The 25,972-nt window shown below is 28.1% G+C and carries 20 protein-coding genes and 1 other RNA gene; 6 read left to right on the plus strand and 15 right to left on the minus strand.

The window, feature by feature from the left end; genetic code table 11:
• Window positions 1-80 precede the first annotated feature (80 nt).
• Window positions 81-1,049 carry a helix-turn-helix domain-containing protein gene (locus tag ACWPW7_RS22630; RefSeq protein ID WP_454055415.1) on the plus strand — a complete coding sequence of 323 codons (969 nt, stop codon included), beginning with the start codon at window positions 81-83 and terminating at the stop codon, window positions 1,047-1,049.
• Window positions 1,050-1,092: 43 nt separating this feature from the next.
• On the opposite strand, the gene ACWPW7_RS22635 is transcribed toward ACWPW7_RS22630, so the two are convergent.
• The 14 genes from ACWPW7_RS22635 to abc-f form a co-directional block, all read right to left on the minus strand.
• Entirely contained in the window at window positions 1,093-1,983 is an 891-nt protein-coding gene (locus ACWPW7_RS22635) for an ABC transporter substrate-binding protein (protein WP_454055416.1), read from the minus strand.
• A 505-nt stretch (window positions 1,984-2,488) separates the two neighbouring features.
• The gene (locus ACWPW7_RS22640) at window positions 2,489-3,985 is read right to left on the minus strand and encodes a YecA family protein (RefSeq protein WP_454055417.1); all 1,497 of its coding nucleotides are present in this window, start codon (window positions 3,983-3,985) and stop codon (window positions 2,489-2,491) included.
• 7 nt (window positions 3,986-3,992) lie between these two features.
• Window positions 3,993-4,919, minus strand: coding sequence for a hypothetical protein (locus ACWPW7_RS22645; protein WP_454055418.1), 927 nt, complete (start codon window positions 4,917-4,919; stop codon window positions 3,993-3,995).
• Between the two features lie 633 nt (window positions 4,920-5,552).
• Window positions 5,553-5,798 carry a hypothetical protein gene (locus ACWPW7_RS22650; protein ID WP_454055419.1) on the minus strand — a complete coding sequence of 82 codons (246 nt, stop codon included), beginning with the start codon at window positions 5,796-5,798 and terminating at the stop codon, window positions 5,553-5,555.
• 11 nt (window positions 5,799-5,809) lie between these two features.
• Complete coding sequence (locus tag ACWPW7_RS22655) at window positions 5,810-6,148, minus strand: hypothetical protein (protein ID WP_454055420.1); 339 nt, start codon at window positions 6,146-6,148, stop codon at window positions 5,810-5,812.
• Window positions 6,149-6,374: 226 nt separating this feature from the next.
• The gene (locus ACWPW7_RS22660; RefSeq protein WP_454055421.1) at window positions 6,375-6,611 is read right to left on the minus strand and encodes a hypothetical protein; all 237 of its coding nucleotides are present in this window, start codon (window positions 6,609-6,611) and stop codon (window positions 6,375-6,377) included.
• 293 nt (window positions 6,612-6,904) lie between these two features.
• Window positions 6,905-8,644 (minus strand): hypothetical protein, encoded by a 1,740-nt coding sequence (locus ACWPW7_RS22665; protein ID WP_454055422.1) that lies wholly within the window; start codon window positions 8,642-8,644, stop codon window positions 6,905-6,907.
• A 70-nt stretch (window positions 8,645-8,714) separates the two neighbouring features.
• A complete protein-coding gene (locus ACWPW7_RS22670) occupies window positions 8,715-10,289 on the minus strand; it encodes an NACHT domain-containing protein (RefSeq protein WP_454055423.1) in 1,575 nt (524 codons plus the stop codon).
• A gap of 872 nt (window positions 10,290-11,161) precedes the next feature.
• Window positions 11,162-11,716, minus strand: coding sequence for an HNH endonuclease (locus ACWPW7_RS22675; protein ID WP_454055424.1), 555 nt, complete (start codon window positions 11,714-11,716; stop codon window positions 11,162-11,164).
• A 42-nt stretch (window positions 11,717-11,758) separates the two neighbouring features.
• Window positions 11,759-12,076: a hypothetical protein gene (locus tag ACWPW7_RS22680; RefSeq protein ID WP_454055425.1), complete on the minus strand. Its 318-nt coding sequence runs from the start codon at window positions 12,074-12,076 to the stop codon at window positions 11,759-11,761.
• Between the two features lie 11 nt (window positions 12,077-12,087).
• The gene (locus ACWPW7_RS22685) at window positions 12,088-12,540 is read right to left on the minus strand and encodes a hypothetical protein (protein WP_454055426.1); all 453 of its coding nucleotides are present in this window, start codon (window positions 12,538-12,540) and stop codon (window positions 12,088-12,090) included.
• 662 nt (window positions 12,541-13,202) lie between these two features.
• Window positions 13,203-13,556: a transfer-messenger RNA gene (ssrA, locus tag ACWPW7_RS22690) on the minus strand.
• Window positions 13,557-13,839: 283 nt separating this feature from the next.
• Window positions 13,840-14,307 carry an SsrA-binding protein SmpB gene (gene smpB, locus ACWPW7_RS22695; RefSeq protein ID WP_454055427.1) on the minus strand — a complete coding sequence of 156 codons (468 nt, stop codon included), beginning with the start codon at window positions 14,305-14,307 and terminating at the stop codon, window positions 13,840-13,842.
• 489 nt (window positions 14,308-14,796) lie between these two features.
• Window positions 14,797-16,428 carry a ribosomal protection-like ABC-F family protein gene (gene abc-f / locus ACWPW7_RS22700; RefSeq protein ID WP_454055428.1) on the minus strand — a complete coding sequence of 544 codons (1,632 nt, stop codon included), beginning with the start codon at window positions 16,426-16,428 and terminating at the stop codon, window positions 14,797-14,799.
• Window positions 16,429-17,566: 1,138 nt separating this feature from the next.
• On the opposite strand from abc-f, the gene ACWPW7_RS22705 reads away from it, so the two are divergent.
• From ACWPW7_RS22705 to ACWPW7_RS22725, 5 genes are all read left to right on the plus strand, one after another.
• Entirely contained in the window at window positions 17,567-17,980 is a 414-nt protein-coding gene (locus tag ACWPW7_RS22705) for a RidA family protein (RefSeq protein WP_454055429.1), read from the plus strand.
• A 432-nt stretch (window positions 17,981-18,412) separates the two neighbouring features.
• The gene (locus tag ACWPW7_RS22710; RefSeq protein WP_454055430.1) at window positions 18,413-19,495 is read left to right on the plus strand and encodes an HpcH/HpaI aldolase/citrate lyase family protein; all 1,083 of its coding nucleotides are present in this window, start codon (window positions 18,413-18,415) and stop codon (window positions 19,493-19,495) included.
• Window positions 19,449-20,783: a phosphoribosyltransferase domain-containing protein gene (locus tag ACWPW7_RS22715; protein WP_454055431.1), complete on the plus strand. Its 1,335-nt coding sequence runs from the start codon at window positions 19,449-19,451 to the stop codon at window positions 20,781-20,783. The genes ACWPW7_RS22710 and ACWPW7_RS22715 overlap by 47 nt, the downstream gene beginning before the upstream one ends.
• A gap of 17 nt (window positions 20,784-20,800) precedes the next feature.
• Complete coding sequence (locus tag ACWPW7_RS22720) at window positions 20,801-21,895, plus strand: cysteine protease StiP family protein (RefSeq protein WP_454055432.1); 1,095 nt, start codon at window positions 20,801-20,803, stop codon at window positions 21,893-21,895.
• A complete protein-coding gene (locus ACWPW7_RS22725; protein ID WP_454055433.1) occupies window positions 21,892-22,695 on the plus strand; it encodes a hypothetical protein in 804 nt (267 codons plus the stop codon). The genes ACWPW7_RS22720 and ACWPW7_RS22725 overlap by 4 nt, the downstream gene beginning before the upstream one ends.
• A gap of 465 nt (window positions 22,696-23,160) precedes the next feature.
• Here the strand turns inward: ACWPW7_RS22725 and ACWPW7_RS22730 are convergent, their stop codons facing one another.
• Window positions 23,161-25,944: a calcium-translocating P-type ATPase, PMCA-type gene (locus ACWPW7_RS22730; RefSeq protein WP_454055434.1), complete on the minus strand. Its 2,784-nt coding sequence runs from the start codon at window positions 25,942-25,944 to the stop codon at window positions 23,161-23,163.
• Window positions 25,945-25,972 lie beyond the last annotated feature (28 nt).

Below are 25,972 nucleotides of genomic sequence, written 5' to 3' on the forward strand. Positions count from 1 at the left end.
TGTTCTTATTGAAAATCTTTCTCAAATGATGCTATAATATTGTTACTTCAAATCAAAGAAAAGAGAGGGATAAAAATTTTATGGATGAATATAATGACTCTTCTTGGAGTGCTTTAGCAGATAAATATAATTTTGTTAAAAGGTCTTATGGTAATGGACAGATTTATGATTTTCCTCCTCATTGGTCGAATGGATGGATTGCAGAAATAAATGCTGCTAAAGGATTATTTGTTTCAAGTGCTTGGTTTACCCCAAGCGAACAGGTAGTACATACAATAAATTCAAATAAACCTTTTATGATTATCTTTTGTATTGACTGTGGAGAAATAGTTTATTCACATCAAGGAAAAAAGAGACAAGCTCTTCCTCCAATCACTAATTTAATTGTTAACCCTCAAAAACAATTTACTTTTACTTTCTCTAAAGACGTACACTATTGTTTTACTAGTGTTTTAATTTTTGATGACTTTATAAAGCCTTTTCTCAAAGATCGTACCCATGCACCTAAAATCAGTGTTCAGGATGCAAAGCATTGGAAAACTCAACACTATAATACGCCTGATATAATGCTTATTTTAGAGCAAATTAGATGGGCTGTAAGAAATACAGACATGCCTTTACTTGCTTTTGAAGGGATGACTTTGCATCTTTTATCTGCAATTGCTAGAAACTTTCCTGATATTCCTAAAAGAAGAAGCAGCCGCCGCCACTATGTTACTTGGGAAAATGAGCAGAAAATTTATCAAGTTAGAAATAAGATTGATGAAAATATTTTAAATCTTCCAACTACAATTGAACTATGCAGAATAGCTGGAATGAGCGAGAGTAAACTTCGCGATTCTTTTAAAAACCATTATGGAATTCCCCTTTATAAATATATTCGAATAGAAACCATGAAAAGAGCCATGCAGCTCCTATCTGCTGACCATCTAAGTATTCATGCCATATCCGAACTATGCGGATACAAAAATCCAGCCAAATTTGCTGCTGCCTTTAAAGCTGTCCATGGAATCACTCCTAGTGATTTTAGGAAATCTTTTAACTTATAAAAAAATTAAGATACTTATATGCTATAAGTATCTTAGTTTTTTACTAATTTTCTAGTAATTTATCCATAATATAATCTAACTGTACACTGGATGAGTAAATATCAATATCAAAAAATAGTGTAAAATCAACAGGTATAACATGTCCTTCCTTAACAGCCGGAATTGATTTCCAAACTGAATTATTCTCTAGTTTTCCAACCTCTCCACTAAATATTATATAGTCTCCAGCATAATCCTTAATTGATTCAAGAGAAATCTCTCTATGTTGATCTTTTCCTATAATTTCATTCTGTATAACATCTAGTGCTTTAAATCCTAATTGGCTGTAAATTAAATCGCCTCCACGTCCCCATTTATCACCATATACCCAAATGCCTCCATTTTGACTGCCTTCAAAAATACTGAATTTCTTATCCATAATTCCTTTGGAAGCTAATTGTTCCTTTGCATCACTTATCTTTTCTTTAAAATCAGATAGAACCTTTGAGGCCTCTTCCTTTTTATTAAGAACTTCTCCTAAAAAGGTTACTCTCTCCTCCATACTAAGGTTGGTGAAAGGAATATAAACTGTAGGGGCTATTTTAGAAAACTCATCAATTTTTTCTTCGCTTATAACAAGAATCAGATCTGGATCATATTGCATTATTTCTTCTGGTTCAAACTTTTCCCATATTGGTAAGCCTTCTACTTCTTTTTCATAAGCTTTACCCTCTGCATTATAAGTAGCAACCGGTTTAACTCCTAATGCCAAAATGTCACCCATCCCATAAGTAATAACAACTCTTTTGGGATTAGCAGGAACCTCAACATCTCCTCTTATAGTACTTACAGTACGAACAGCTTCCTCTTTAGTAGTATCCTTATATGAAGAACAACCAGCTAAAATTAAAGTAGTCATAAATATTGTACAAAATAATGACAATAATTTTTTCATTTTATATCTCTCCCTTATAAACATCTTATTTTTAACCTAAATAACACCTGAGCCCGCACTATACGAAAATGTAAGACTAGTCTAACTTTTAAAAGCGTAGCATTTACAAATTCTCCTGTCAACATCTCAGAAACCCCTTTTCAGAAGTCATTTTCCACTAAAATAAGAGTAATTTATTGTTTTATAACAGTTAAATGAAAACATTTCTCATCATTATGGATTATAATTTAAATAAAATGGATTATATTTCAATTGAAAAAATATACCTATATAGATGTACCATTTCTAAATTTAATGTATGAACTTATAAAATTGCATTAACAAATTGTTTTAGTTTATATTTATATAATTGAGAATTGACTATTGACAATGGGCAATTATAGAAGAAACATTTTTAGCAAAAGTGATTCATTTACATTCGAATTATAATACTTTGTTTTCTTTGTTAAAAATGAAAAAAGAGATGACATATTTAAATCACCTCTTTAAAAATAAAATTTCCATTTTATTTACCATGGCACTTTTTATATTTTTTTCCGCTACCACATGGGCACAAATCATTTCTCCCAATTTTTTTTATATTATTTTGTTGTTTATAAGTAATTAATTTTGTATTAAAATACTTATGTCCCAATTCTACAAATTCTTTCTCTCTTTCTTTGGGAATATCACTTAAAGTATAAAAATGAAATTTTATATATTTTAGTTTATTAATATCATTATAATATAAATGTAATTCAGTCCTTGAACTTTCACCTGCTTCTAACATTGTAGCTAAAGTATATTCTTTAGCACATTCATCTGTAATATTCTCAATCCCTTCCTGATGACAATATATACACATCGATTTCTCTTCGAAGAGATTTAATATCAACATTCTATTTATTTCTCTTTGCCTATTGAAAGCTTTTTTTATGTTATTTATTATATTTTCTCTTTCATCTGATGAGAAATCTAATAAAAATGTTGCTAATTTTACTCTTTCGTTCAAATTAGATCTGTTAAGATAATCTATTATTTCTTTAAATTGAACTGGCATTTTTTGTTTTGGCTTATCTAATTCAAATCCTTTATTTATTAATGAACTAAAATACTCATCAAGTTTTTCTCTATAACCATATGCAATAATTTGCCCATTATCATCTCTTTCAAATATCTTTGAATACATATTATGTTCTATGTACATTCCCAAGTGGTCTAATTCATCATTTAAATATAATGCACTATTTTGTGTTGCTAATTTACGTTGTTTTAAATAATGTAAAAAAACTAAAGGTGAATCAAAGTAATCACTATAAACTCTAAAATCATCTATTGAAAGTGCAATTGAGTTTTTATTTATATTTAAAAATTTTAACTTTTCTATTTTAGAAGAAAATTCATTAAAATTATCTAAAGTTAAACACATTAATGTTATATCATTAAAATCACCCAAAGTAATCTCGCATTTTTCAGTTTTATCCTTATTATATAATTTAACAGTTTTATTTGATTTTAAATAGTTTAATGTCCGTTCTGCTTGTCCATCAGCTTTTTCTACAAGTGTTTGTAATGATTTAACATGTGAATCAATATCAAGTATAGGTGCCCTATATGTATATGAACCTGCTTTTACTTCTACTATTATCAAATTATCATCATATAAGACTAATACATCATTTTCATTACATTGTTTTAAAGATTTACTTTTAGGATAATAGTTCGACGTGTACACAATACAATCAGGTAATATCTTTTTAAATAGTTCTGCTACCATTTTTTCCGTAGCTTCCATTTGTCTAATTCCCCACATATCGCTATATGATGAATCTTTCTTTCTTATAACTTTTTGTAAAACTCTATAAATATTATCGAATAAATTATAGTAATCAAAACAATAAAATTTATTTTCTATTTCTATAAAAGGTTTTTCAAAAACAGGTAACTCAATTAAAGGTGAGCCAGAATACTTATTATTATAAAAATACTTATTTTCATTAATTTTAAATGATAAATCCTTCAAAAGCGCCTTATTGCCAATTTGTTATCTTTTCCAAATCAAAAGTGTCATAACTATCTTTAGATTTATCTAAATCTAAATTACAGGCAATACGTTCTTGAAACTTTTTCATCATATCTTCGATAGTTTGATCTTTATTTATTTCTATTTCTTTTTTCTCAAATTCTTCATATTCTTTATATAGCTTTATTATCTGATAAAGTCCATTTTCTCCCAAAATATTTTTAAAAGAATTTTCTACGCTTGTCAATGATTTTTGAATATCTGATATTCCATCTATAAATTCATCTACAGTAATATTATATAATTTTACGAATTCATCATTATGAGGTTCAAGTAACTCTTTTAAATGTGTAATTTCGTATATCTGATATCTATCGCCTCTTACAAACATACTTAATTGTGCTTCCATTAAAAATTGTTCTTTTTCTAAATCAACTTCAATATCATTTCTACTTTTTAAATCAGCCATACGAAACATAAAATAAAATTGTGTAAGTATATACAAATTATTTATGTTGCTTGATATTAATTGAAACTTTTCTTGAGCATCAAACTCTTCTTTTTCTTTACTAGCATCATATTTATTTTCACTAGATACAAGTACACTTTGTATATATTCAAGTTCTCTGGCTACATACACATCTTCTCTAGATAACTGTACTTCCGAAGCAACTCCCCCTGTAGATTGAATGAAGTTATTATACGCATATTTCAGCAATTCCAACGGATTACAAGTTTGAATTAAACTTTTTATTTCTTCAACTAAATCATCTATTTGTAATGATAAATCATTAAATTCTCTAGCCATATTTTTTATCACTTCATCATTCATTTCTTCGCTACCTATATTTTTCATTGATATAACTTTTCCGCTTCTAGCCACTTCTACTGGACCATACTTAAAACTTTCATCTATGTTTTTTTTCTTTTTCATCTCATCACCCTTAAGTATTTTCTTCTATCTTACCACAAATGACCATAAAAATAAAAATTCACCATATTTCTATGGTGAATTTTTTTCTATGGTGGAGGCGAGGTACAGTGAGTGAAATCCACTATGATCATCCAAATTTAGCAATACTTGTTTACTAATTTACTAAGCTTTTCATATATATTTTCACTAACTTCTTCCTTTAATGTATCCCAATTATCAAAATCTATTTTTGCTACCACTTTCCCATCGAACATTAAAACACATTCTTGTCTATGGCAATCGTATGTTTGTAACAGGTTAAAAAGAATTTTATCCTCATCAGTTTTTATTAATCTATATTCTGTAATATCTTCATCTTCCTTATATTCTGAATCATACTTATAGGTAATTTCTTCATTTATATACTTTCCCTTCCATTCATCAACATTAAAATTTTCTTTAGATCTAAATATGTAACCAAGTCTTTCTGATATAACTTTATCTATTCTATTATAAATTTCGATCTCTGGATTTTTAAATATTTGTATTTACATTTATCACTCTCAATAAGACCTGAATTATCTATTATAGCTTGCACTTGTTTTACTTGAATATTAGATAAATACGTGTTACTATACTTATCTAATAATAATCTTACATATTTTTCTGATAAGACTTTAATACCATTACGATTGCAGAGATTCCTTTATAATCATAGCCTAAATCTCCATATGATCCCGAAATATTTGTAAGTCTATACAAAACTTTTATGAACAACTCTTCATGTTTACTAAATATACTACTATATACTTTATATAACTCTAGTAAATACTCTAAACACATTGCATAATTACCAAATATATGATTTCCTGAATAAGCATAGTTTAGAAATGTTATCAAAAATTCTTCTATTATCCATTTTTTTTAATGAAGACTTTTATTCTATCATTGTCTTTCATTAAATCGCATATTATAAATACAATATACTCTTCTATTTTCAATATATTAATAATTTGAGAAGAAAATTCTTCATAGACTTTTTTATCTTTATCCACTAAATCTGCGAGCAATAACAAATATGGTTCCACCAATAAATTGCAAACAATATTGCGTTTAGCCCTTTCTTCTGCACTTCGCACCTCTATGTAATTCACATTTCCAATAACCGGAATCCCTTCCATATATAGAGCCTTATTAACTTTTAATATTTCTATAAATTTTTCTTTTCTTTCTAATGGATTCACACTCATTCCACTTTATTTTTTGAAGTTGCTTCTTCAATTTATAACCGCAACATTCCTTTACTGAACTATTTTATATTCTTGTTAATACTTGTCTGTAAAAATATAGATAATAATATTAATAAGTTTTCAATTAAAATTTAATTTTAATTTTTAGTTGGTTTCATTGTATGTGCCAAGCACACCTAATGGAATCTCATACTTTAATAAGTATAAAAACACTTTACTAATATCATTATTTTAAACTCAAATCAATAACGATTGCTCTAATTTTCTTTCCTGATTTTAATGATAATCGTTCTGCTTGTTCATCAAAAAAATTTCTAGATTCTTCTATATTTGCAAAAGGAATTTGCTTACATCTATAATCTTTATTCAGATGCCAATATGGAGATTCATACCATCCAATAACAAATAATCCATATTCGTAATTACTAATCTCAAGATATCTCTCTGTTAATTGATTATCCATTGCAATTTTGATACCATCATTCCAGCAACTTTTTACTTCTATTATAGTTTCTAATATTTTATTATTGATATCTTGAGATGAAACTTCTACTTTTATATCAACAATCTGCCCCTTACTTTTACCTTGTCTTATAGCCTTTACTTCAACTTCACGATTTATTATAATTCCTCTTGATGCTAAATCATAATCTAAGTGATATTTCAGTAAATTAGATAAGTCATTTTCATATTTAGGTTTATAATTACCATCAGGTAATTCATTCCATAGTAAGTTTATAATCGAATTTCTTCCAGTTATTCTTTTTCGAATTCTTTTATAGATTCAATAATTAACTGTTGTAGCTGTTTACCATTTTGTATTGTCCTCAACTCTGGGTTATTTATTATTGTTATAATATTATCTATAGAATTAGGTTCCCAAGTTTCATATAAATAATCTTGCTCAATCCAATTCCAAGTTTTTATTAATTTAATGTCTTTAGGGAACGTTTCACATATTAATTTAATTTGCTCATAAGCAGTTACTGTTTTTAAATCACTTAATGTACTCAAAATATATTTCCCTAATTCTTTTAATCTGTATTTCGAATAATCTCGATCCTTAAAAACTTTAATATTTTTATGAATTATAATAAATAATTTAGCTAATTGCTCAGCTTCTAAAATACCTTCTTTTAAAAAATCATAATCAAGGAAATCTTTGTCTAAATGATTTAAAACATTATTGCAATATACTACATCGTGTTGAATTTTAGGATATATTACATTAAATCCAAATTTTCCTCCATTATTAATTAAAACACTTCCCACTACACTTGCTTTTTCAAACTCTTGCTCCATTTTATCTATAATATTTTTAGCAAACGTAATAGCCCTACTGGTGTCATATTCCATAAGCAAGCCAAGCAATATTCCCATATCTACTTCGTTATAACTACTATAAGAAATCTTATCATATAGGATACTCATAATTCTTTCATCCATTAAAGTTCTTAATTGAGAAACTATTCTCAAAGTATATCCACAATGCCTATCTAATTCTTTCATTTCTCCTATTAGTTTATCTATCACTAAATCTGGAACTTTTTTATATGCTAATCTTAATAATTCTTCACCATACTTATCATCTAATGACCAACTATTATAATTTATAATATGATAAATCCATTTACTCCAAACTCTATACTCTAATTTTTCTAAAAACATTGGACATTGCTGAATTAATAATTGAAGTGCTAGTTGACTATTAATATCGGTCCCTCTATAACTATTATTTGCTTCATTCACCTCATATGATTCTATATATTTCTTTGCTACTTCAACAATCCTTAATTTCATCTTATTATTTGAATTTTTCCAACCATAATACTCTGTAATATTTTCATCTAAAAACATTAAATATTTATCTTTTTCAAGCTTATTACATAATTTTCCCCAAGAGCTTACTTCACCATTTTCAATTTTATCAAGAAGAGTATTTAAACAAATAAAATACTCTTCTTGATTAAATAATTCAACATTATCATTGTTCACTTTAAGTTTTTCAAATAAAGCATTCCAATGTATATTCTCTGGAAATAACACTCTTTTTTTATCTATCCATTTAAAATCTTTATCACATCTAAGCTTAAATGTTTTAAATATAATTTCATTTATATCTATATTTTTTGCTGTTATATTAACAATGTATTCTATTAGCAATCGCCTAATCTGATCATTTCTTTTCTCTTCCAATATATTAATAATTTTATTATTTTTATCATGATATTTTTCACAATACAAATATAAAAGTTTTATATGTTGTTTTGTTATATTACCATTATTCAATCGTTTTAAAAAATAACATATGAAACTATTAATAAATTCTAAACTTTCATTTTCTTCATTTAATTTTAAATATCTTTCTATCCAATCTAAAGATAAATTCAACTCTTTCATAGTTAAACTATCAAAATAACTACTTGGAAAAAAATTACTTTCTGTATAAAAATATTTTAATTCAACTAACGAATTCATAACATCATCTAAATTCAAATGAGTAGGATATAATAATTCAATTATTTTAACTCTAGACCAATTAGACAATATCCTACATTTATCCTTACTAAGAATAAATGTATTTAACTGAATCAAATCTTTCGAACTTGAAAAATACAAAAAAAGCATCTAATGCGTCTTCTTGAAGATATTTTTCATGTGTATACATAACATCTAATAAATTATTTTTTATACCTTTTATATTACATTGAATGGCAACTCTTATTGCTACTCTTTTTGTCTTTTCATCTTTATTAGGGTTGAGTATAAATTTTCTTATGTAATTTTCAATCCCTTGATAATTTAAGTTTGAATAATATAAGTAATTATTATACCGAAAATTTGAGTTATTGGCATATTCATCTAAAAGAATTTCTAAAAATTCCATTTTTAATCTATCTTTAACTACTGCTAAATCGCTTAAAAATAAAATATCATAATCATTTTTCATTAAATATCGAAAAATCTCTTCTTCTCCATTCATAGTTGATAACCATGCAGCTGTGTGATGGAGTTGTGGTGGTATCTTATTCGTAATTTTATTATGTGTTAACAAATTAATCTTTTGAATATATCCTAGATTTTTATTTAAGAATCTAGCTGCCAAAAATTCCATATATGATAAATGAGACCACTTATACTCATTTTGATTAGATGTAATAAACAATCCTGTTGATAATATCTCCTCTAATTCATCATCTCTTAAATTTCCCCTAATTAACCTAAGTGGTATTTTTTCATCATTTATTCTAAACTGCTCTACTTCATCATTAATTATATAAGAATTCGTAAAAAGCATCTGTACTGCAATTTTTGATGAAAACTCTAACTTATCCTGTGGCGTTAACTTGATATTAAATCTATGCTTTCTTCTTGAATCATTAACTTCTTCACATAATAACAAGCATCCTTGCTCATATAGTTCTATTTTAGAATTTGATAAAGAATTTTTTTTGCAGAATTCCTTTATTAAAAAATTTAATGTCACAGGTCTTATTGCCATAGACTGAATGTTTAGCCTTTCAATATCTTTAATGAATCCCTGATTATTATCTATATTATTTTTAGATAAAGCTTCTACTACATCACACTTTGTAAGTGGAGCTAGCTGGTATATAGATGAGTTTTCAGTACCCCATAAATTTTCAAAATCATTTTTAAATGCCATTATCCACATACCATTTCTACATGCTATTCTTAGCTTTACTTTTTCTAAAACTGGTACTTTCAATTTAGAAAACTTTTTTATTAATACTTTAGGTAAGTTCTTATACACCATAAGACATTCATCAAAACTATCAAGAAAAATATGAACATCTGAACCTCTACTTTGAGCTAAATCTTTCATTCTAGGTTCTTCAAATATTTCTTTATCTAATTCGCTACTCTCAGTAATCACGCTTAAATCAACATAAATAGCATTACTATTATTTTTTATACATTTCGTATATTCATTCTTTAATTCATATGATTTTCCCATACCTGGCTCGCCTAATAATATCAATAGATGAATATTGGCTATTTCATCAAATTTGAATAGATTTTCATTTTTATAAAAAGAGTCCTTTTCTGCTACATAGCCATTATCATATCTTATTGATTTATCAATTAGATACCAATATCTTATCCATTCATAATTCATTTTAAAATTCCCTCCACATACTGACACATAACAGCTTTGTAATTATTTTTTGTACTAAAATACTTATTCTGCAACTTATATTAAACTCCCTTTATTATGTTTATATACATTATAATTTATAAAAACTATAATGCCATGTCATTAAATACACCTTTAGCAATACTACAGCCCTTATTTAGTAGCCTTATAAGGGCTGTTACAACATATTAAGCAATATTTCTATACCTCTTAAAAAGAGCAATCCTCTTTACAGAAGACCTAATTTTATAATCTTCATAATCCTTTAAAATATTAAAGACCAGGTTGAATGTTAATTCAACCTGATCTTTAAAATTAATACTTTATCAACATAATTTTGTATGAACTTTTTACATTCTGGTATATTTCGCTATGTTATAAATTCTCTAAACATAGAAAATAATTGTTTTGCTTGTTTCTCAGTTATTTTAGAAGCTTCACTTCTACTCTCTTGCTTCTAGTCTAGTTTTTCTATCTTTTAGCTCTTCCATTTTAATCTTAGATTCTTCTTGCATAAATCCATTAATTATTGCCGTTACAATATTGCCTATTTGCTTCCCAATATATTTAATCTCTTTTTCACTTACTGCTCTTTTATCTTTATCTCCTTTGCTTTGTTTCTTTAAATTCTCATTAATACCTTCAACTAAAATAGATACGGCTTTATCATTGAAAATTCTCGCTTTAAGCTCTGATAGAGCATATTCTTCTATATAAGCTTTACGAACTTCCTTATTAGAACATCCTTCTGACCCTTTCTTTTGCCTAAAAGAACATCCTAACTTTCTTTAAATCCTAACAACTTAAAATCTATAACCTATATATTAATCAGTTATTTAGTACTTCGAATCAAATTACAAATAAGGACTGCTTAATCTAAACTCCTCTTCAGAGAGCTCAAATTTTTTCTCAGTATTTAATATAATATTTCTTAATTGCCCTACAACTGTCATAGTATTAATATAATCTTGCCCAAAATGATTTGATACTGCTGATTTATGTGCAAGCCTCATAAATTCATCAGTATTTAAAATAGCCCTTTCACATAATTCCTTATACACATTTTGCCCATATATTTCTTCGTATTTCTTACAAGCTTCATTAATCCAAAATATATCTCTGAATGTTATTTTAGATGATTTTATCCAATCCCACATAATATCATAGTTATCAATATTAGGTGCTTCAGAGTGACATCTTTTGCACAACAGCACAAAATTACTTGCTGTATCTTCTCCACCAAGTGATCGTGGAATAATATGACATCGTTCTAAATTCATCTCATGCCCACATCTCCAACATCTCTCTGTTGCTTCATCTGAAGTAATATTTAAGTTATACTTGTCTATAATTTCTCTCCAACACTCTGCAATTTGCTCTACAGATGTTTTAATAATTTTGTTACTCATAAATTATCTCCTTATACAAATATTTTTCTCTATTTTGTATAACTATTTCCTTCCTTTATCTGGAATATACATTAAACCAGAAAATACTTCTAAAGCATTAACTTGAGAATTGGATATAAGTTCCAATTCAAATTTTTCGAGTTCGGCTTTTGAAAACTTGATTCTCTGTCTATAGTCACTTTGCGATGATTGTAAAAGACCATAAAAAATATTTTTATTATCTTCATCTTGAAAAATATATATTCCATTACACCCTTTTAGAAAAGAAAATTTATTTTCTAACATAATTAGTGGACATTCCCATGTATAAGTAACACTTTCATAGCCTCTTTTGGGCTTATCAGCAATCTCAGGTATCATCCAATTACGCCCTAGTTTTTGTGCACTTCTAATTTTTCCTCTCTAATCCATTGTCTAACCGTAGTTGTAGTTACATTATATTGACTAGCATATTCTTCGACCGTAAGATAATCACATTTCATAGTTACTAATTTAAAAATTTGTGATGTTGTTGTTTCTGTTATTTCATCATATTCATCAAATTGGATATCTTCACAATAACAAAGATTAAGCTCCATACCATCATTAGTTATATTATATTCATAATACCACCAATCATCTTTTATATCTGGAAACCTAGTATTTTCTACTAACTCTTTAAATTTCAAAGAAAAATTTATAATAACTTTCCTCTTTTGTTCTGAACACATTTCTTCATCCGTTTCTTTCCAATACTCAATATACTTATCTAAAGATTCTAATACTTCTATTTTACTTAACAAAAAATTTTTCTTAAATAATTCCAACTTTTTATTTTTATTCATATTACACCTCATTTTGTATTATAACAATACATTTATTTTATTGTATTATTGCAATACAGTTTTGTCAATTGATTGATTTATTTACTTTATAGTTAAATTATTTATTTCTATATAGCAAAAAACTTAATTAATGTACTTTTCATCAATTAAGTTTGATATTATGTTATCCTTTATAAACACATATTCACGTTAAATTAATTTTAAAATCTGCAATATATCTATCTCGTATTTCACGCAAAATAAAAGATATCCTCCTTATCATTATTTCTAATTGCCCTCACTACACCCTAAACTTAACTCCAATACAAATCTGTTAGCTCACTACCAAATATTAAACTTCATAAAGCGAAGGCGAAACTAAAATTATTTTCCATATAGACATTAGGAGCAGAATAGCTATACTTCTTAAGGTAAGATTGGAGCAATTTTCGTGGAGTTGCCAAGGACGGCAAATCAGCCAACATAACCAAGGACGGTTAGTTGTTGGCGTTAGAAAATTGCTTCAAGATTGGCTTTTAGAAGTATCTATTTCTGTGACAGTCGTAATGGAAAATAATTTAGTGGAGCCGTAGCTTATGGTTTGGCAGTGAATTTAAAGATCACATATACTTTTATATTTAAAATAAAAAATCCACAATCTTAAAGATTGTGGATTTTTTCTATGGTGGAGGCGAGGGGTGTCGAACCCCTGTCCGAAAGCCATCACATCTAGGCATCTCCGAGTGCAGTTGGTATTTTAACATTCCCTCTAGTGAACCCCTACCAACCAGGTTTCACTTTCAGTAGCTTCATAATTTCCGTTTCTAGGTCAAAGCTTTCCTAGACTCGGTTCACCGCTGTCGGCGCCCTATCCTAAGCCGCGGTACTCAAAGGTAGAACGTAGCAGACTAAGCTGCTAATGCAAAATTATCTTCTGCGTTTATCTTTATTCCCGTAGTTTTTTAACGCGGGCCCACAGGCTCCCTCGACTCGCTTCCCAGGTGCCACGTACCCCCGTCGAAACCAAGTACGCCCCCATGTTATGTGTTTTTTTAACGCAGTTTATATTTAATTTTTATGATGTATACTTATTTTATAGCAATTAGTATGTTATGTCAACCTTATACAATTGAGAATGAAAAATTGACAATTGACAATTGATGTTGAAATTAATTGTGACCAATTAATTTCTTTAATAGTTTTTATAATTGTCATGACCAAGTTTCAACTGTATGTTTTGTAGGTTGTATAAATTATGATATATGATTTTACTTCTTATATCAAGCTGAAATTCATGGATAGATTAGAAAGGTTTCTTAATTATCTATATTTCTCCTTCATTTGTCTATCTATATCTCTTTTAGCAGCCTTTTCAAGCATTGCATCTCTCTTGTCATAGTCTTTTTTACCTCTAACCACTGCTAGGTTTACCTTAACTTTGCCATCCTTTAGGTATAGTGATAATGGCACAAGGGTATACCCCTTTTGAGCAGTGTATCCTAAAAGTTTTTCAATTTCATATTTGTGTAAAAGTAATTTTCTTTCTCTTAATGGGTCTCTATTGAATATGTTACCCTGTTCATATGGGCTTATATGCATATTCTTTATAAAAACTTCTCCATTTTTGATATCTGCATAGCTATCTCTAAGGTTTGCCTTTCCTGCCCTTATAGATTTAACTTCTGTTCCTACAAGAGCTATTCCTGCTTCCATAGCTTCTTCTATGAAATAGTCATGTCTTGCTTTTCTATTTTCAACTAATGTTTTGTTTCCTAATTTCTTTGCCATTTCAACACCTGCTTTTAAATGTTCTTTAGATAATAATTATATAACTCCTACTAATTTTTGTCAATTTCAAAAAATTACTGTAAAACCAGCTTCTTACAATTGAGAATTGACCTACACACTTAAGATACACAAAATATTAAATAAATTAACTAATATTTTAATTATATTGGTTATCTCCATTAATATTAGTTTTAATTTTTGGGTATTGCTCCGAATTATACTGCACCTCAGGGGAACCCTAAAGGGCTTCACTACTGTTCCCCAGAGGTGGAATTTAACAATACATTGCTAATAAAATTAATTTCAACCATAATTGTGCATTTTGCATTATGAATTAAATGGTCAATTCTCCATTGCCAAAGCATTAATCTATCTATAAACTTCTATTTATTTCACACTAAAATAAATAAAGATTCATTTCTAAAAATTTAATTATTTAGGTGCATTTAGGCATGTGAAAAATAATAATAGACCAAATATACTGTTCTGTTATTTTTTTGAAGATGCCTCGAGTAAATAATCGTCATAGTTTCCCTTAATGCACTTTACTCCCTCTTTTGTAAGTTCCATCACTTTGTTTCCAATTTTATTTATAAAATATCTATCGTGAGATATAAATAAAATTGTGCCTTCATAGTCCTTTAAAGCAGATTCTAATACTTCTTTACTCTGCAGATCTAAATGGTTTGTAGGTTCATCTAAAAATAGCAAGTTTGCTTCTATAAGCATAAGTTTAGACAGTGCTACCCTTGATTTTTCTCCACCACTTAAATCTCCTACTCTTTTAAATACGTCTTCACCTGAAAATAGAAATCTTCCTAATACTCCACGTATTTTACTTTCTTTTGTAGTTGGGAAATCGTTCCAAACTTCTTCTAATATAGTATTATTAGGATTTAACTTTTCATGTTCTTGATCATAATAACCTATATGGATATCTTTGCCCCAATTAATTGAACCCTGTTCTAGCTGTAAATCTCCTATTAAAACTTTTAATAATGAAGTTTTCCCTACTCCATTAGGTCCTATTAATGCTACTCTATCTCCTCTTGTAAGGTCAAAGTTTAAATCTTCAGTGAGTATTTTTTTATTTTCTCCTTCACCTACAGATAAAATACCTTCTTTAAGTTGCAGCACTTCTTTATAAGATTTATTCTTAATTTCAAAGTTCATATTAACCTTTTTTAAATCTCCTAGAGGCACATCTATTTTCTCCATTCTTTCTATAGCTTTTCTCTTACTTTTAGCTGCTTTAGCAGAAGTAGCTCTAACTATATTCTTATCAACAAAAGTTTGAAGTCTTTCTATTTCCTCCTGTTGTCTTTCATAATTTTTTATATGAAGCTCTTTCTCCTCTGCTTTAAGAGAAACATACTTTGAGTAGTTACCAGTATATCTCTTAGATTTTCCTCTTTCTATTTCGTATATAACAGAAACTGTAGAATCTAAAAAATATCTATCATGAGAAACTATTAAAACTGCACCTTTATAACTTTTTAAATAACCTTCTAACCAATTTAAAGCTTCCAAATCAAGATGGTTTGTCGGCTCATCTAACATTAATAAATCTGGCTCATTTAAAAGTATTTTGGCTAAGGAAAGTTTTGTTTTTTGTCCCCCACTTAGCTTTGAAACTTTAATATTTAAATCAAAATCTTTAAATCCAATTCCATTTAATATGGTATTAATCTTTGCTTCTATTTCATATCCACCTTGCATAACAAAATAATCAGTTTTAGATGAATATTTCTTCATAATTTTTTCTAATTTTTCATAGTCCTCAATAACTTCTTGTGAGGACATAAGTTTTTCTAATTCTCTTAATTCTTTTTCTACATTTAAAAGTTCATTAAATACAGAAAGCATTTCCTCTTTAATAGAGTTTTCTAAATTCAAACCGCTATCTTGCTTTAAATAAGCAAAGTTTTTTCCTCTAGACTTTATTATTTCTCCTTCATCCTGTGAAAGATCTCCATAGATCATTTTTAATAGTGTAGATTTACCTGCACCATTAACACCTATTAATCCTATTTTTTCAGCCTCTTCAACCTTTAAATTTATATTTGAAATTAAAATTTCTCCATTAAAGCTTTTTCCTACATTATTTAATTGTACTAACATTTTAACCCTCTCCTATTGCTCATTTGATGATTTTGTAACCCATTTAAGTATCTAAAATTTGAAGATACCTAATTTTAAATGGCTAAAAATCTAGGTCCTTGGATTTTTAACCACCAAATGAGCTAGCTAGATGGTTTTAACGTCTACTTCTTCATATCTTTTCATAATTTTCACCTCCTTATTGAGGCATCTTCAAAAAAGAATACACCAGTATGTTAGCCTATTTTCCATCAGACTGCGTTGTCAGAACCCGCCCATAGCTCCACTATGAGCGGAACCTGACGCCTTGCCTGATATAAAATATACTAACATCTTTGGTTTATTATTTTCTTTCAGATGCCTTTTTTAAAAAGAAAAAAGATCATGGATTAATCCATGACCTTTTTTCTTATGTACGTAAATTACAGATGTATATCGCTTTTTAAAGCTAATATATAATATAAAAAGTCACGGAACTTTATTTTGCCCATGACATTTATAATCACAATAACAATTTAACTCTAAATTATTATATTACAATTAAAGCCCATCGGGTCGCTATGTTTAATTCCATTTAATATTGTATTTTTAGTTATCGTTAATTTTATAGTTAAATTTGCAATATTTATCATATACTTGCGACCTCCTTTTCCTTAATCATAATATTTCAATTAGTATTATACCATTTAATAAAAATTATAACAATAAATATTTAAAATTTTACATATCTCAATCAATTTTCACAATAAAATGTGACGTTTGTCTTTATTTCTTATAAATTTTTCTAACTATAAATATATGTTATGAGAATTTCTCAACTATAGTAATAGATTAAATCGGTGATATCATTTATTGACTACTAAAAAATTTTATGTTACATTGGGAAGTATTAGTATGCTATTACTAACTATAAATTTAAGGGAGGGTATTCAAATGAAAAAAAGATCAATAAAGACTTTATCTTTCGGTATTGGATACTCGACTGCTGTTTTCTTTTAAAATTATTGGGTAAGGGATAACTATGCCTAATTATAGGTATTCATACCTATTTATGCTTATTTATGTAAATAGTATTAAAAGAAAATAGTTAGAGTATGTTCAAAATAATTTGATATTAAAATTACTTGAACATTCTATTAAATTTAAAGGAGTAATAGAGATGAAGAATAATATAAATAATAATGAAAAAGTAGTTACAAGGTTAAACCCATTAAATTATCCTAAGCCAGTTGGCAACTACAGTCATGTAACACGTATTGCTAAAAATGCCGAATGGTATAGCTTTTCTGGACAGATTGGAATTGATATTAATGAAAATATTCCAGAGAGTTTTAATGAACAAGTCAAAAATACCTTAAACAACATTTCTAATTTATTGAAAAGCCAAAATTTGTCCCCTGAAAATGTTGTAAAAGTTAATATCTGGGCAACTGAAGAAATTGATTGGGATTACTTTTATGATTTATGGGACCGTTTATTTAATTTGCAGTCACCATCAATGACGATTGCTTATATTACAGCATTAGGGTTACCAGAATTAAAAATCGAAATAGATATTTGGGCAGCTAAATAATAGCCCAATATAAATATATTTTTAAGTATGATATTAAAATAGTATTAGTAATATATAAATTTTTGAGGGAAGTCACTTTTGAAGTGACTTCCCTTAATTTGCATTCTAAAAATATTATGTCGCATATTCTATTTGTTGTTTTTATCTTTTAGGTTATTGTAAAATTCCTGCTTATCTATCCATTTAACTACTCAATATTTAAAAAATATATACTACATTATAATTTACTTATATATTATAAAGTTTTCTCAACTATAACTAAATAATCTATAGTTATTTTACTCCGTACCCCCTAATAATATATTTTAAAATCTTGAATATTTTAGTTATATTAATTAAGGAAATATTATATTATAGTAATTATAGAAGTTTGTTATATTTTTAATTATTTAGGCACGTAAAAAATTGCCTTAACTAGACGGAGGTTATCACATGAATTATTTTCGACATATAGACAATTACAAAGAGATATTTTTCATTCCACCAGAGGAATATTCATTACATTCTTCAAAGGAAATATTATCTCATTCCTTAGGTGCTACGCTTTACATAAATCCTCTAAAAGAAAATTTATTTGACAATATATTAGTTCAGAAAAAACTAGGCGCAAATACTATAATAATTTGTTTAGAAGATGCTGTATCCGATTCAAATGTTGCTATAGCAGAAAAAAATCTTATTGAAACATTTATAGAAATAGAAACTAAACTTTCAAAAGATGAGATTTCCTTAGAGGACCTTCCTCTTTTATTTATAAGAGTTAGAAATGTTAATCAATTTGACTTCTGTCTTAATAATTGTCCTAAATCTGCACTTTGTGGATTTGTTTTTCCAAAGTTCACCTCCTCTATAGGAGAGATGTATTTTAGTAAGTTAGAAAAATATAATTTAGATAATAATGCACATCTTTATGGAATGCCAATCTTAGAATCCTATGAGATTCTATACAAAGAATACAGATTTAATGAACTTATAAAAATTAGAGATATATTAAAAAAGTATAATTCCTATGTATTAAACGTAAGAATTGGTGGAACAGATTTGTGTGGGATTTTAGGAATTAGGCGTGGAATCGGTGATACTATCTATGATGTAGTATCCATTAGTGATTGTATAAGTGATATTATAAATATATTTAAACCAGAAGACTTTGTAATATCAGGAGTTGTACATGAATATTATGATATTCACAATATAGATGTATTATCTGGTCTTATTAAAGAAGTACACTTAGATATTATAAATGGGCTAACTGGTAAGGTGGTAATACATCCAAAGCAAGTAAATGTGGTCAACTCCCTATATGTTGTTACCTATGAAGATTATATAGATGCTAAAAAAATAGTTGATTCTTCTAGTAATGGTGTATTAAAGAGCAATTTTAATAATAAAATGAATGAAGTGAAGCCTCATTTAACATGGGCTAAAAATATTTTACTTAGAGCAAAGATTATGGGGGTTTTAAATAATGGATTTACTTACAAAGACATACTGTCTAGATCATCTCAACTTTAATATGCAAAATAAATTAAAATTAGATATAGAAATAACAGAAAATCAATATAATATTCCCTACAATGCCTTATTTTCTGTAGCAGCAAGAAAAAATCCTAAAAGGAGTTTCTTATTTGTTAGCAAGGTTATTGGAAAACATGTACCTATGTCACCATATAACTTAAGACTTGTAGGAAATATTCTTGCAAGAGACTATTTTTCTAGAAAAAATAATCTAAAGGATAGTAATATAGAGACTTTAGTTGTGGATTTGATAAATCTTAATACTACTTCCATTAATAAAATTTCAAAGGATAGTCTAGATATTCTAAATGAAAAATTAGTCTTAGATAAAAAAACATTATTTATAGGCTTTGCTGAAACAGCTACCGCTTTAGGACAGGCTGTTGCAGCTTCTTTTGAAAATGCCTATTATATTCAAACTACTAGAGATGAGCTACTTTCATTAAAATCCTATTGTCTTTTTAAAGAGGAACATTCTCATGCCGTTGATCATCTTATGTATCCTCTTAATGATGAGTTACTTATGAATTGTGATGAAATTGTACTTGTAGATGATGAGATTACCACTGGTAAAACTTCATTAAATCTTATAAAGGAGCTAAATAATAATCTAAAATGTAATAACTTTTCTGTTATATCTATTTTAGATTGGAGAAGTGCTGATAATTTAAAACTTTTTAATGACATAGAAGATATCAACTTATCTGCATTTTCTCTAATTAAGGGAAATTTTAATTGTGAAAAATCTGGTGAAGTAACTGAAGTTAAGTCTAATATTGTATCTTTTAATAACTCTATTTCTTCTGAAGAAGTACTAATAGATCATAAAGAAAATATAGAGGGATTTCATAGATATAGTGGTAGATTTGGTATAACTCCTTATGATTGGAATAATTTATCTAGTGAAGTAGAAAAAGTTACAGAAATAATTAAAGATAAACTTGATGATAGTCCTACTTTATGCCTTGGACATGAAGAGTTTATATTTATGCCAAGCCTTGTAGCTTGTAATTTAGGTGATAATATACTTTTCCATTCATCTACTATAAGTCCAATATATTGTGATAATAGTTATGAGTTCTATGGGATAAAAAATAAAATAGAAATGGATTCACTATTTAATAAATCTAATAAAAATTATATTTATAATATTCCTAGTGGAACTTATAAAAACTTAATTTATTTTACTGAAAGGCCACTAGATAACAAAAGTAAAGAAAGTTTATTAGAAAAATTAAAGAACTTAGGAATTTTGAAGGTTATCTTTGTATCCTTTAAAAGCTAATTAAGGTGGTTTATATGATGAATTATACTAGATTTTCTGGAAGTTATAATACTTCTGATGTAATATTCTTATTAAAAGATATTAGTAAATTAATTAAAGAAGAAGACAATTTAACAAGAGAGGTAGCAATGGATTTAGGTACTCATTATTCAGAAATGTTACCTATTGAATATCATCCTAGCGAGGAATACATGAGTATATTCTATAGTACTCTGCAACATTCAAAGAATAAAATAGCTAATTTAATTCAAATAGTAAGTGAAAAAATTTTAAATAAAAATGTGGATAATTTAGTTTTAGTATCTCTTGCCCGAGCTGGTACTCCTATTGGAATTTTAATAAAAAGATATATAAAACTAAAGTACAATTTGGATTTTCCACATTATAGCATTTCAATAATTAGAGATAAAGGCGTAGATAAAAATGCTATAAAATATATTATAGATAATCATCCAAACTGTAATATACAATTTATTGATGGCTGGACCGGAAAAGGAGTTATTCAAGATACTTTAATTTCTTCTTGCAATGATTTTTATAAGGAGTACGGAATTAAATTAGATCCAACTCTTGCTGTTCTTTCTGATCCAGCATACGCCTCAAAAATATATGGAACAAGAGAGGATTTTCTTATTCCTAGTGCCTGCCTTAACTCCACTGTATCCGGTCTTGTGAGTAGAACAGTTCACAATGATAAATTTATCTTTAAAGATGACTTTCATGGTGCTAAGTTTTATAGTGAATGGTCAAACATTGATGTATCCAATTTCTTTATTGATGAAATATCTAAGTGTTTTAATGAATTAACATTAACCGAAAAAGACTTTATTCTAGATAAAGAGAATACTATTGTAGATTATAGAGGGCTTTCTGAGGTAAATCGTATAAAAGAATTATTTAATATTAAAAACATCAATCATATTAAACCTGGCATTGGAGAAACCACTAGAGTGCTACTTAGAAGGGTACCATGGAGAATACTAGTAGATTCTTTAGATAATCCAAATCTTATCCATATATATAAACTTGCTGAAGATAGAGGGGTTCCTATAATGGTTTATAAAGATATGTCTTACAGTTGTTGTGGAATTATTATGGAGATGAAAAGATGATTTATGCTTCAGATTTAGATAGAACACTTATATATTCTAATAAATTTTTTAAAGAATTTAAAAAATGTAATATGAATAATCTTATGGTGGCTGAATATAAAAATAATTCACCTACTTCATATGTTTCCTTGGAAATTGAAAATTTATTATATGAAGTAAATAAAAAAATAACTTTTATTCCTATTACCACAAGAGTTCAACATCAGTTTAAAAGAATAGAACTATTTAATAAAAAAGTAGTTCCTAAGTATGCTGTTATGTGTAATGGTGGAGTTATACTTAAAGATGGTGTTCCTCTTCATAGTTGGGATAAAATTATAAAAGAAAACTTAAATAAAATTCCACCTTTAACTTTGATGATAAAGTATTGTAATTTTCTAATCAATAGCTCTTATATAGAATCTTATTCCCTTTGTGAAGATCTATATTTATGTGCTATTTTAAAAGATAAAAGCCTTTTAGATAATACTCTTATCCAAAAGGCCCAAACCATTTGTTTAGACAGTGATTACACTTTAATAATTCATGGTAGAAAATTATATATAATTCCACTATGTATAAACAAATATTCACCTCTTGAGTATATAATGGAAATTGAAAATGACTACGATTTATATAGTTCAGGAGATTCTGAATTTGATCTACCTATGCTTGTAAATTCTACTGTTGGAATGGTACCTAAACATTCTCCAATGAGAGAAAAACTGCTAATTGATAACTATAAAAATATCTATATTACTAAAAATATAGGAGTTAAAGCTTCTGAAGAAATATTAGAAAAAGTCCTTAGTCATATTTAGAAAAAAGTTCGTTGAACTCTTTTTTCTAATTCACAGTTCACAATGCACAATTCACAATTATGGATATTTCTCAGTTATCACTGAGAAATTTTATCTTCCACCCCTGGGGTCTGTAACATAATTATGAACTTTAACTAAAATAAAAACAGCTACAAACTCTAAATATGTAGCTGCTTTTTATACAGACCCCTGGGGTGCAGTAGTATATGGTGCTGCATCTGCAGTATTGAACAATATCTTAATTGTATTGTTTTTCTCCATAATCTTAGTGTAAGTTTACTGGTTTTTGCTCCGAACTATACTGCACCCCCGGGCAACCCTAACGGGCTTCGCTACTGTTCCCCAGGGGTGGTTTAATTCATAATTCACCAATTGAAATTAACAATTTATGAAAAAAGCAGCTGTTTTTAGCAGCTGCTTTTTATTACTATCCTTTATATAGAATTATAAAAACTAAAATTTCTATTAAGCTGAAATTTTACCTTCTATATTCATATCTTCTTTTGCTCCAAATGTTCTAAGTACTAGTTTAACTAATTCATTAACTATTACAATTGTTGAACATAATCCTATAATCTTTAACCACATCATTGGACTTAATGCTACTGCACTAAAGAAATCTTTAAATACTTCTGTAAGTATTAATTGTCCTATAGCAGTTATTGCTATAATTCTTAGAGCAATTTTATTTTTTGTAAAGTTTGGTATTATACTGTCTTTACCAAATTCCCTACAGTTAAAGGCATTAAATAATGCACTAAATGCAAATATACCAAATAATACGGTTTCCATTTCATTAGGTACAAATCCATTAGCTGAAGCAGGTGCTACTTCAGCGCCTAAAATATTAAAATTCATTTGAATAAATAGCAATGCTGTTATATATAATGCATTTAATATTATAGTAGTTAACATTTGTTTTGTAATTATATTAGCTTTTCTATTAACTGGTTTTCTCTTTAACACCTTATCTCTTACTGGTTCTAAACCTAATGCTAATGCTGGTGGGCCATCCATTATAATGTTAACCCATAACAATTGAATAGTTGTAAACGGCATTTCATGACCTGTAAGCTGAGAAACAATAGCTATAAGAAAGGCAACTATATTAACTGTAATTTGGAATTGGATAAATCTTTGGAAGTTCTCATAGATTCCTCTTCCCCATTTAATAGCTTTTATAATAGTACCAAAACTATCGTCTGTAAGAATTATATCTGCTGCATTCTTACTAACTTCTGTTCCAGCAATACCCATTGCTACTCCAACATCTGCCTTAGTTAATGCTGGCGCATCATTAATTCCATCTCCAGTAACTGCAACAACCTCTCCATTATGTTGAAGAGCATCAACTATTCTCATCTTAGTTTCTGGTTTTGAACGAGCAACTATTGCAATTGTTTTTATTTCTTCTCTAAGCTTTTCATCGCTTAAAGTGTCAATAAAAGTTGCTTCAACAGCTCTCATGTTATCAGTTACTATTCCTAATTCTTTACCAATTGCCACTGCAGTATTAATATTGTCTCCAGTAAGCATTTTAGTTTGTACTCCAGCTTTTCTAGCTGTTTCTACAGCTTCCTTAACTTCTGGTCTTAGTGGATCTTTAATTCCAACAAAACCTGTAAATATTAGATTCTCCTCAAATTGGTCAGCAGCCATTGTATCTACCGCAACCTCTGCCAATTCTGATACTATATATTTATAACCAAATCCTAAAATACGCATTGATTGACTTTGTAATTTTTCTATTTCTGATAAAATTTCACTTCTTCTTTTCTCTGTAAGCTCATTTACTTCATTGTTTATATGTTCATATTTACAAAGACTTAAGATAATCTCTGGTGCTCCTTTAGAAAGCAGTACAGAATCTTGTCCATTTTTCATAATAGTTACCATTCTCTTACGCATTGAAGTAAATGGTATCTGATGTACTATTTCAGCACTTTCTCTTTTTTCTTTATAATTATGTGGGTCATTACAAAGAAGTAATGCACATTCAGTAGCACTTCCTAAATATTTAAAAGAATTACCCTCGCATTCAATATCTGCTGTAGAGTTTACAATACAGTTATCAATGAAGAAATTATCGTTAGTAAACTCAGATTTTTGGGCAAACTTTCCATTTAAATAAACTTTCTCTACTGTCATTCTATTTTGTGTTAATGTACCTGTTTTATCAGAACATACTACACTTACAGCTCCTATTGTTTCACAAGCTTCCTTTTTAGTAACAAGAGCATTAATCTTTGCCATCTTTTGCATTGTTATTGCTAATGTCATATTTATCATTGTTGGAAGTCCTTCTGGAACTGCTGCAACTATTAAAGCAACACATACTATAAATGCTGTTTTAACTGGACCTATAGAATCCAAAAATGGCATAAATCCTGAAGTATCTATATGTAATGCACCTGATAATATCATTTTTGCAACCATAGCAATAAATAATAATCCTGCTATAGCACTAGATATCTTCGAAATTTGTCCACCTAATTCTCCTAGCTTAATTTGTAGAGGAGTTTCTTCATCATCTTCTACAAGGCTAGCTGCAATTTTACCCATTTCTGTATTATCTCCTGTTGAAGTTAATACAGCTTTACCTCTTCCATAAGCTATAAGAGTACCCCCAAATAGCATATTAGTTTGTTTTGCTGGAATTGGGTCTTGAACTATATTTTTTCCTTCAGACTCTATAACTTCCATTTCTATTATATTGTCTGCATTTTTAGATACGTCATCTGACTCTCCTGTTAACATATCTTCTCTTACTTTTAAATCTAAGCTTTCAATTAATCTAGCATCTGCTGGCACCATGTCACCAGTTTCAACCATGATTATATCTCCAGGTACAAGTTCACTTTTATTAACCTGTAGTATTTTTCCACCCCTAATTGCTTTAACTTCAATATCTTCTGTCATTTTAGCTAGGGCTTCTGCTGCTTTTTTAGATTTTCCCTCTGTTACTATTCCAATAGTAATACCTAATGATATAGCACAGATAATTCCAATTGCATCATGATATTCACCTATTAATGCGCTTATACCAGCAGCAATTAAAAGGATTATCATCATAGGTTCTGTTACTGCATCCTTAATATCATCCCAAAGACTACCTTCTTCTTGTTTAGTGAATTGATTATGTCCATATTTCTCAATTCTTTTTTTAACTTCTTCATTAGATAATCCCCGCGACGAATCTACATCTAATTCTTTCAAGACCTCTTCTTTTGACTCTTTGAAGAATTTCATTTTTACACCTCTTTATTAATCTTCTAAA

Source organism: Clostridium sp. Marseille-Q7071, from assembly GCF_965112025.1.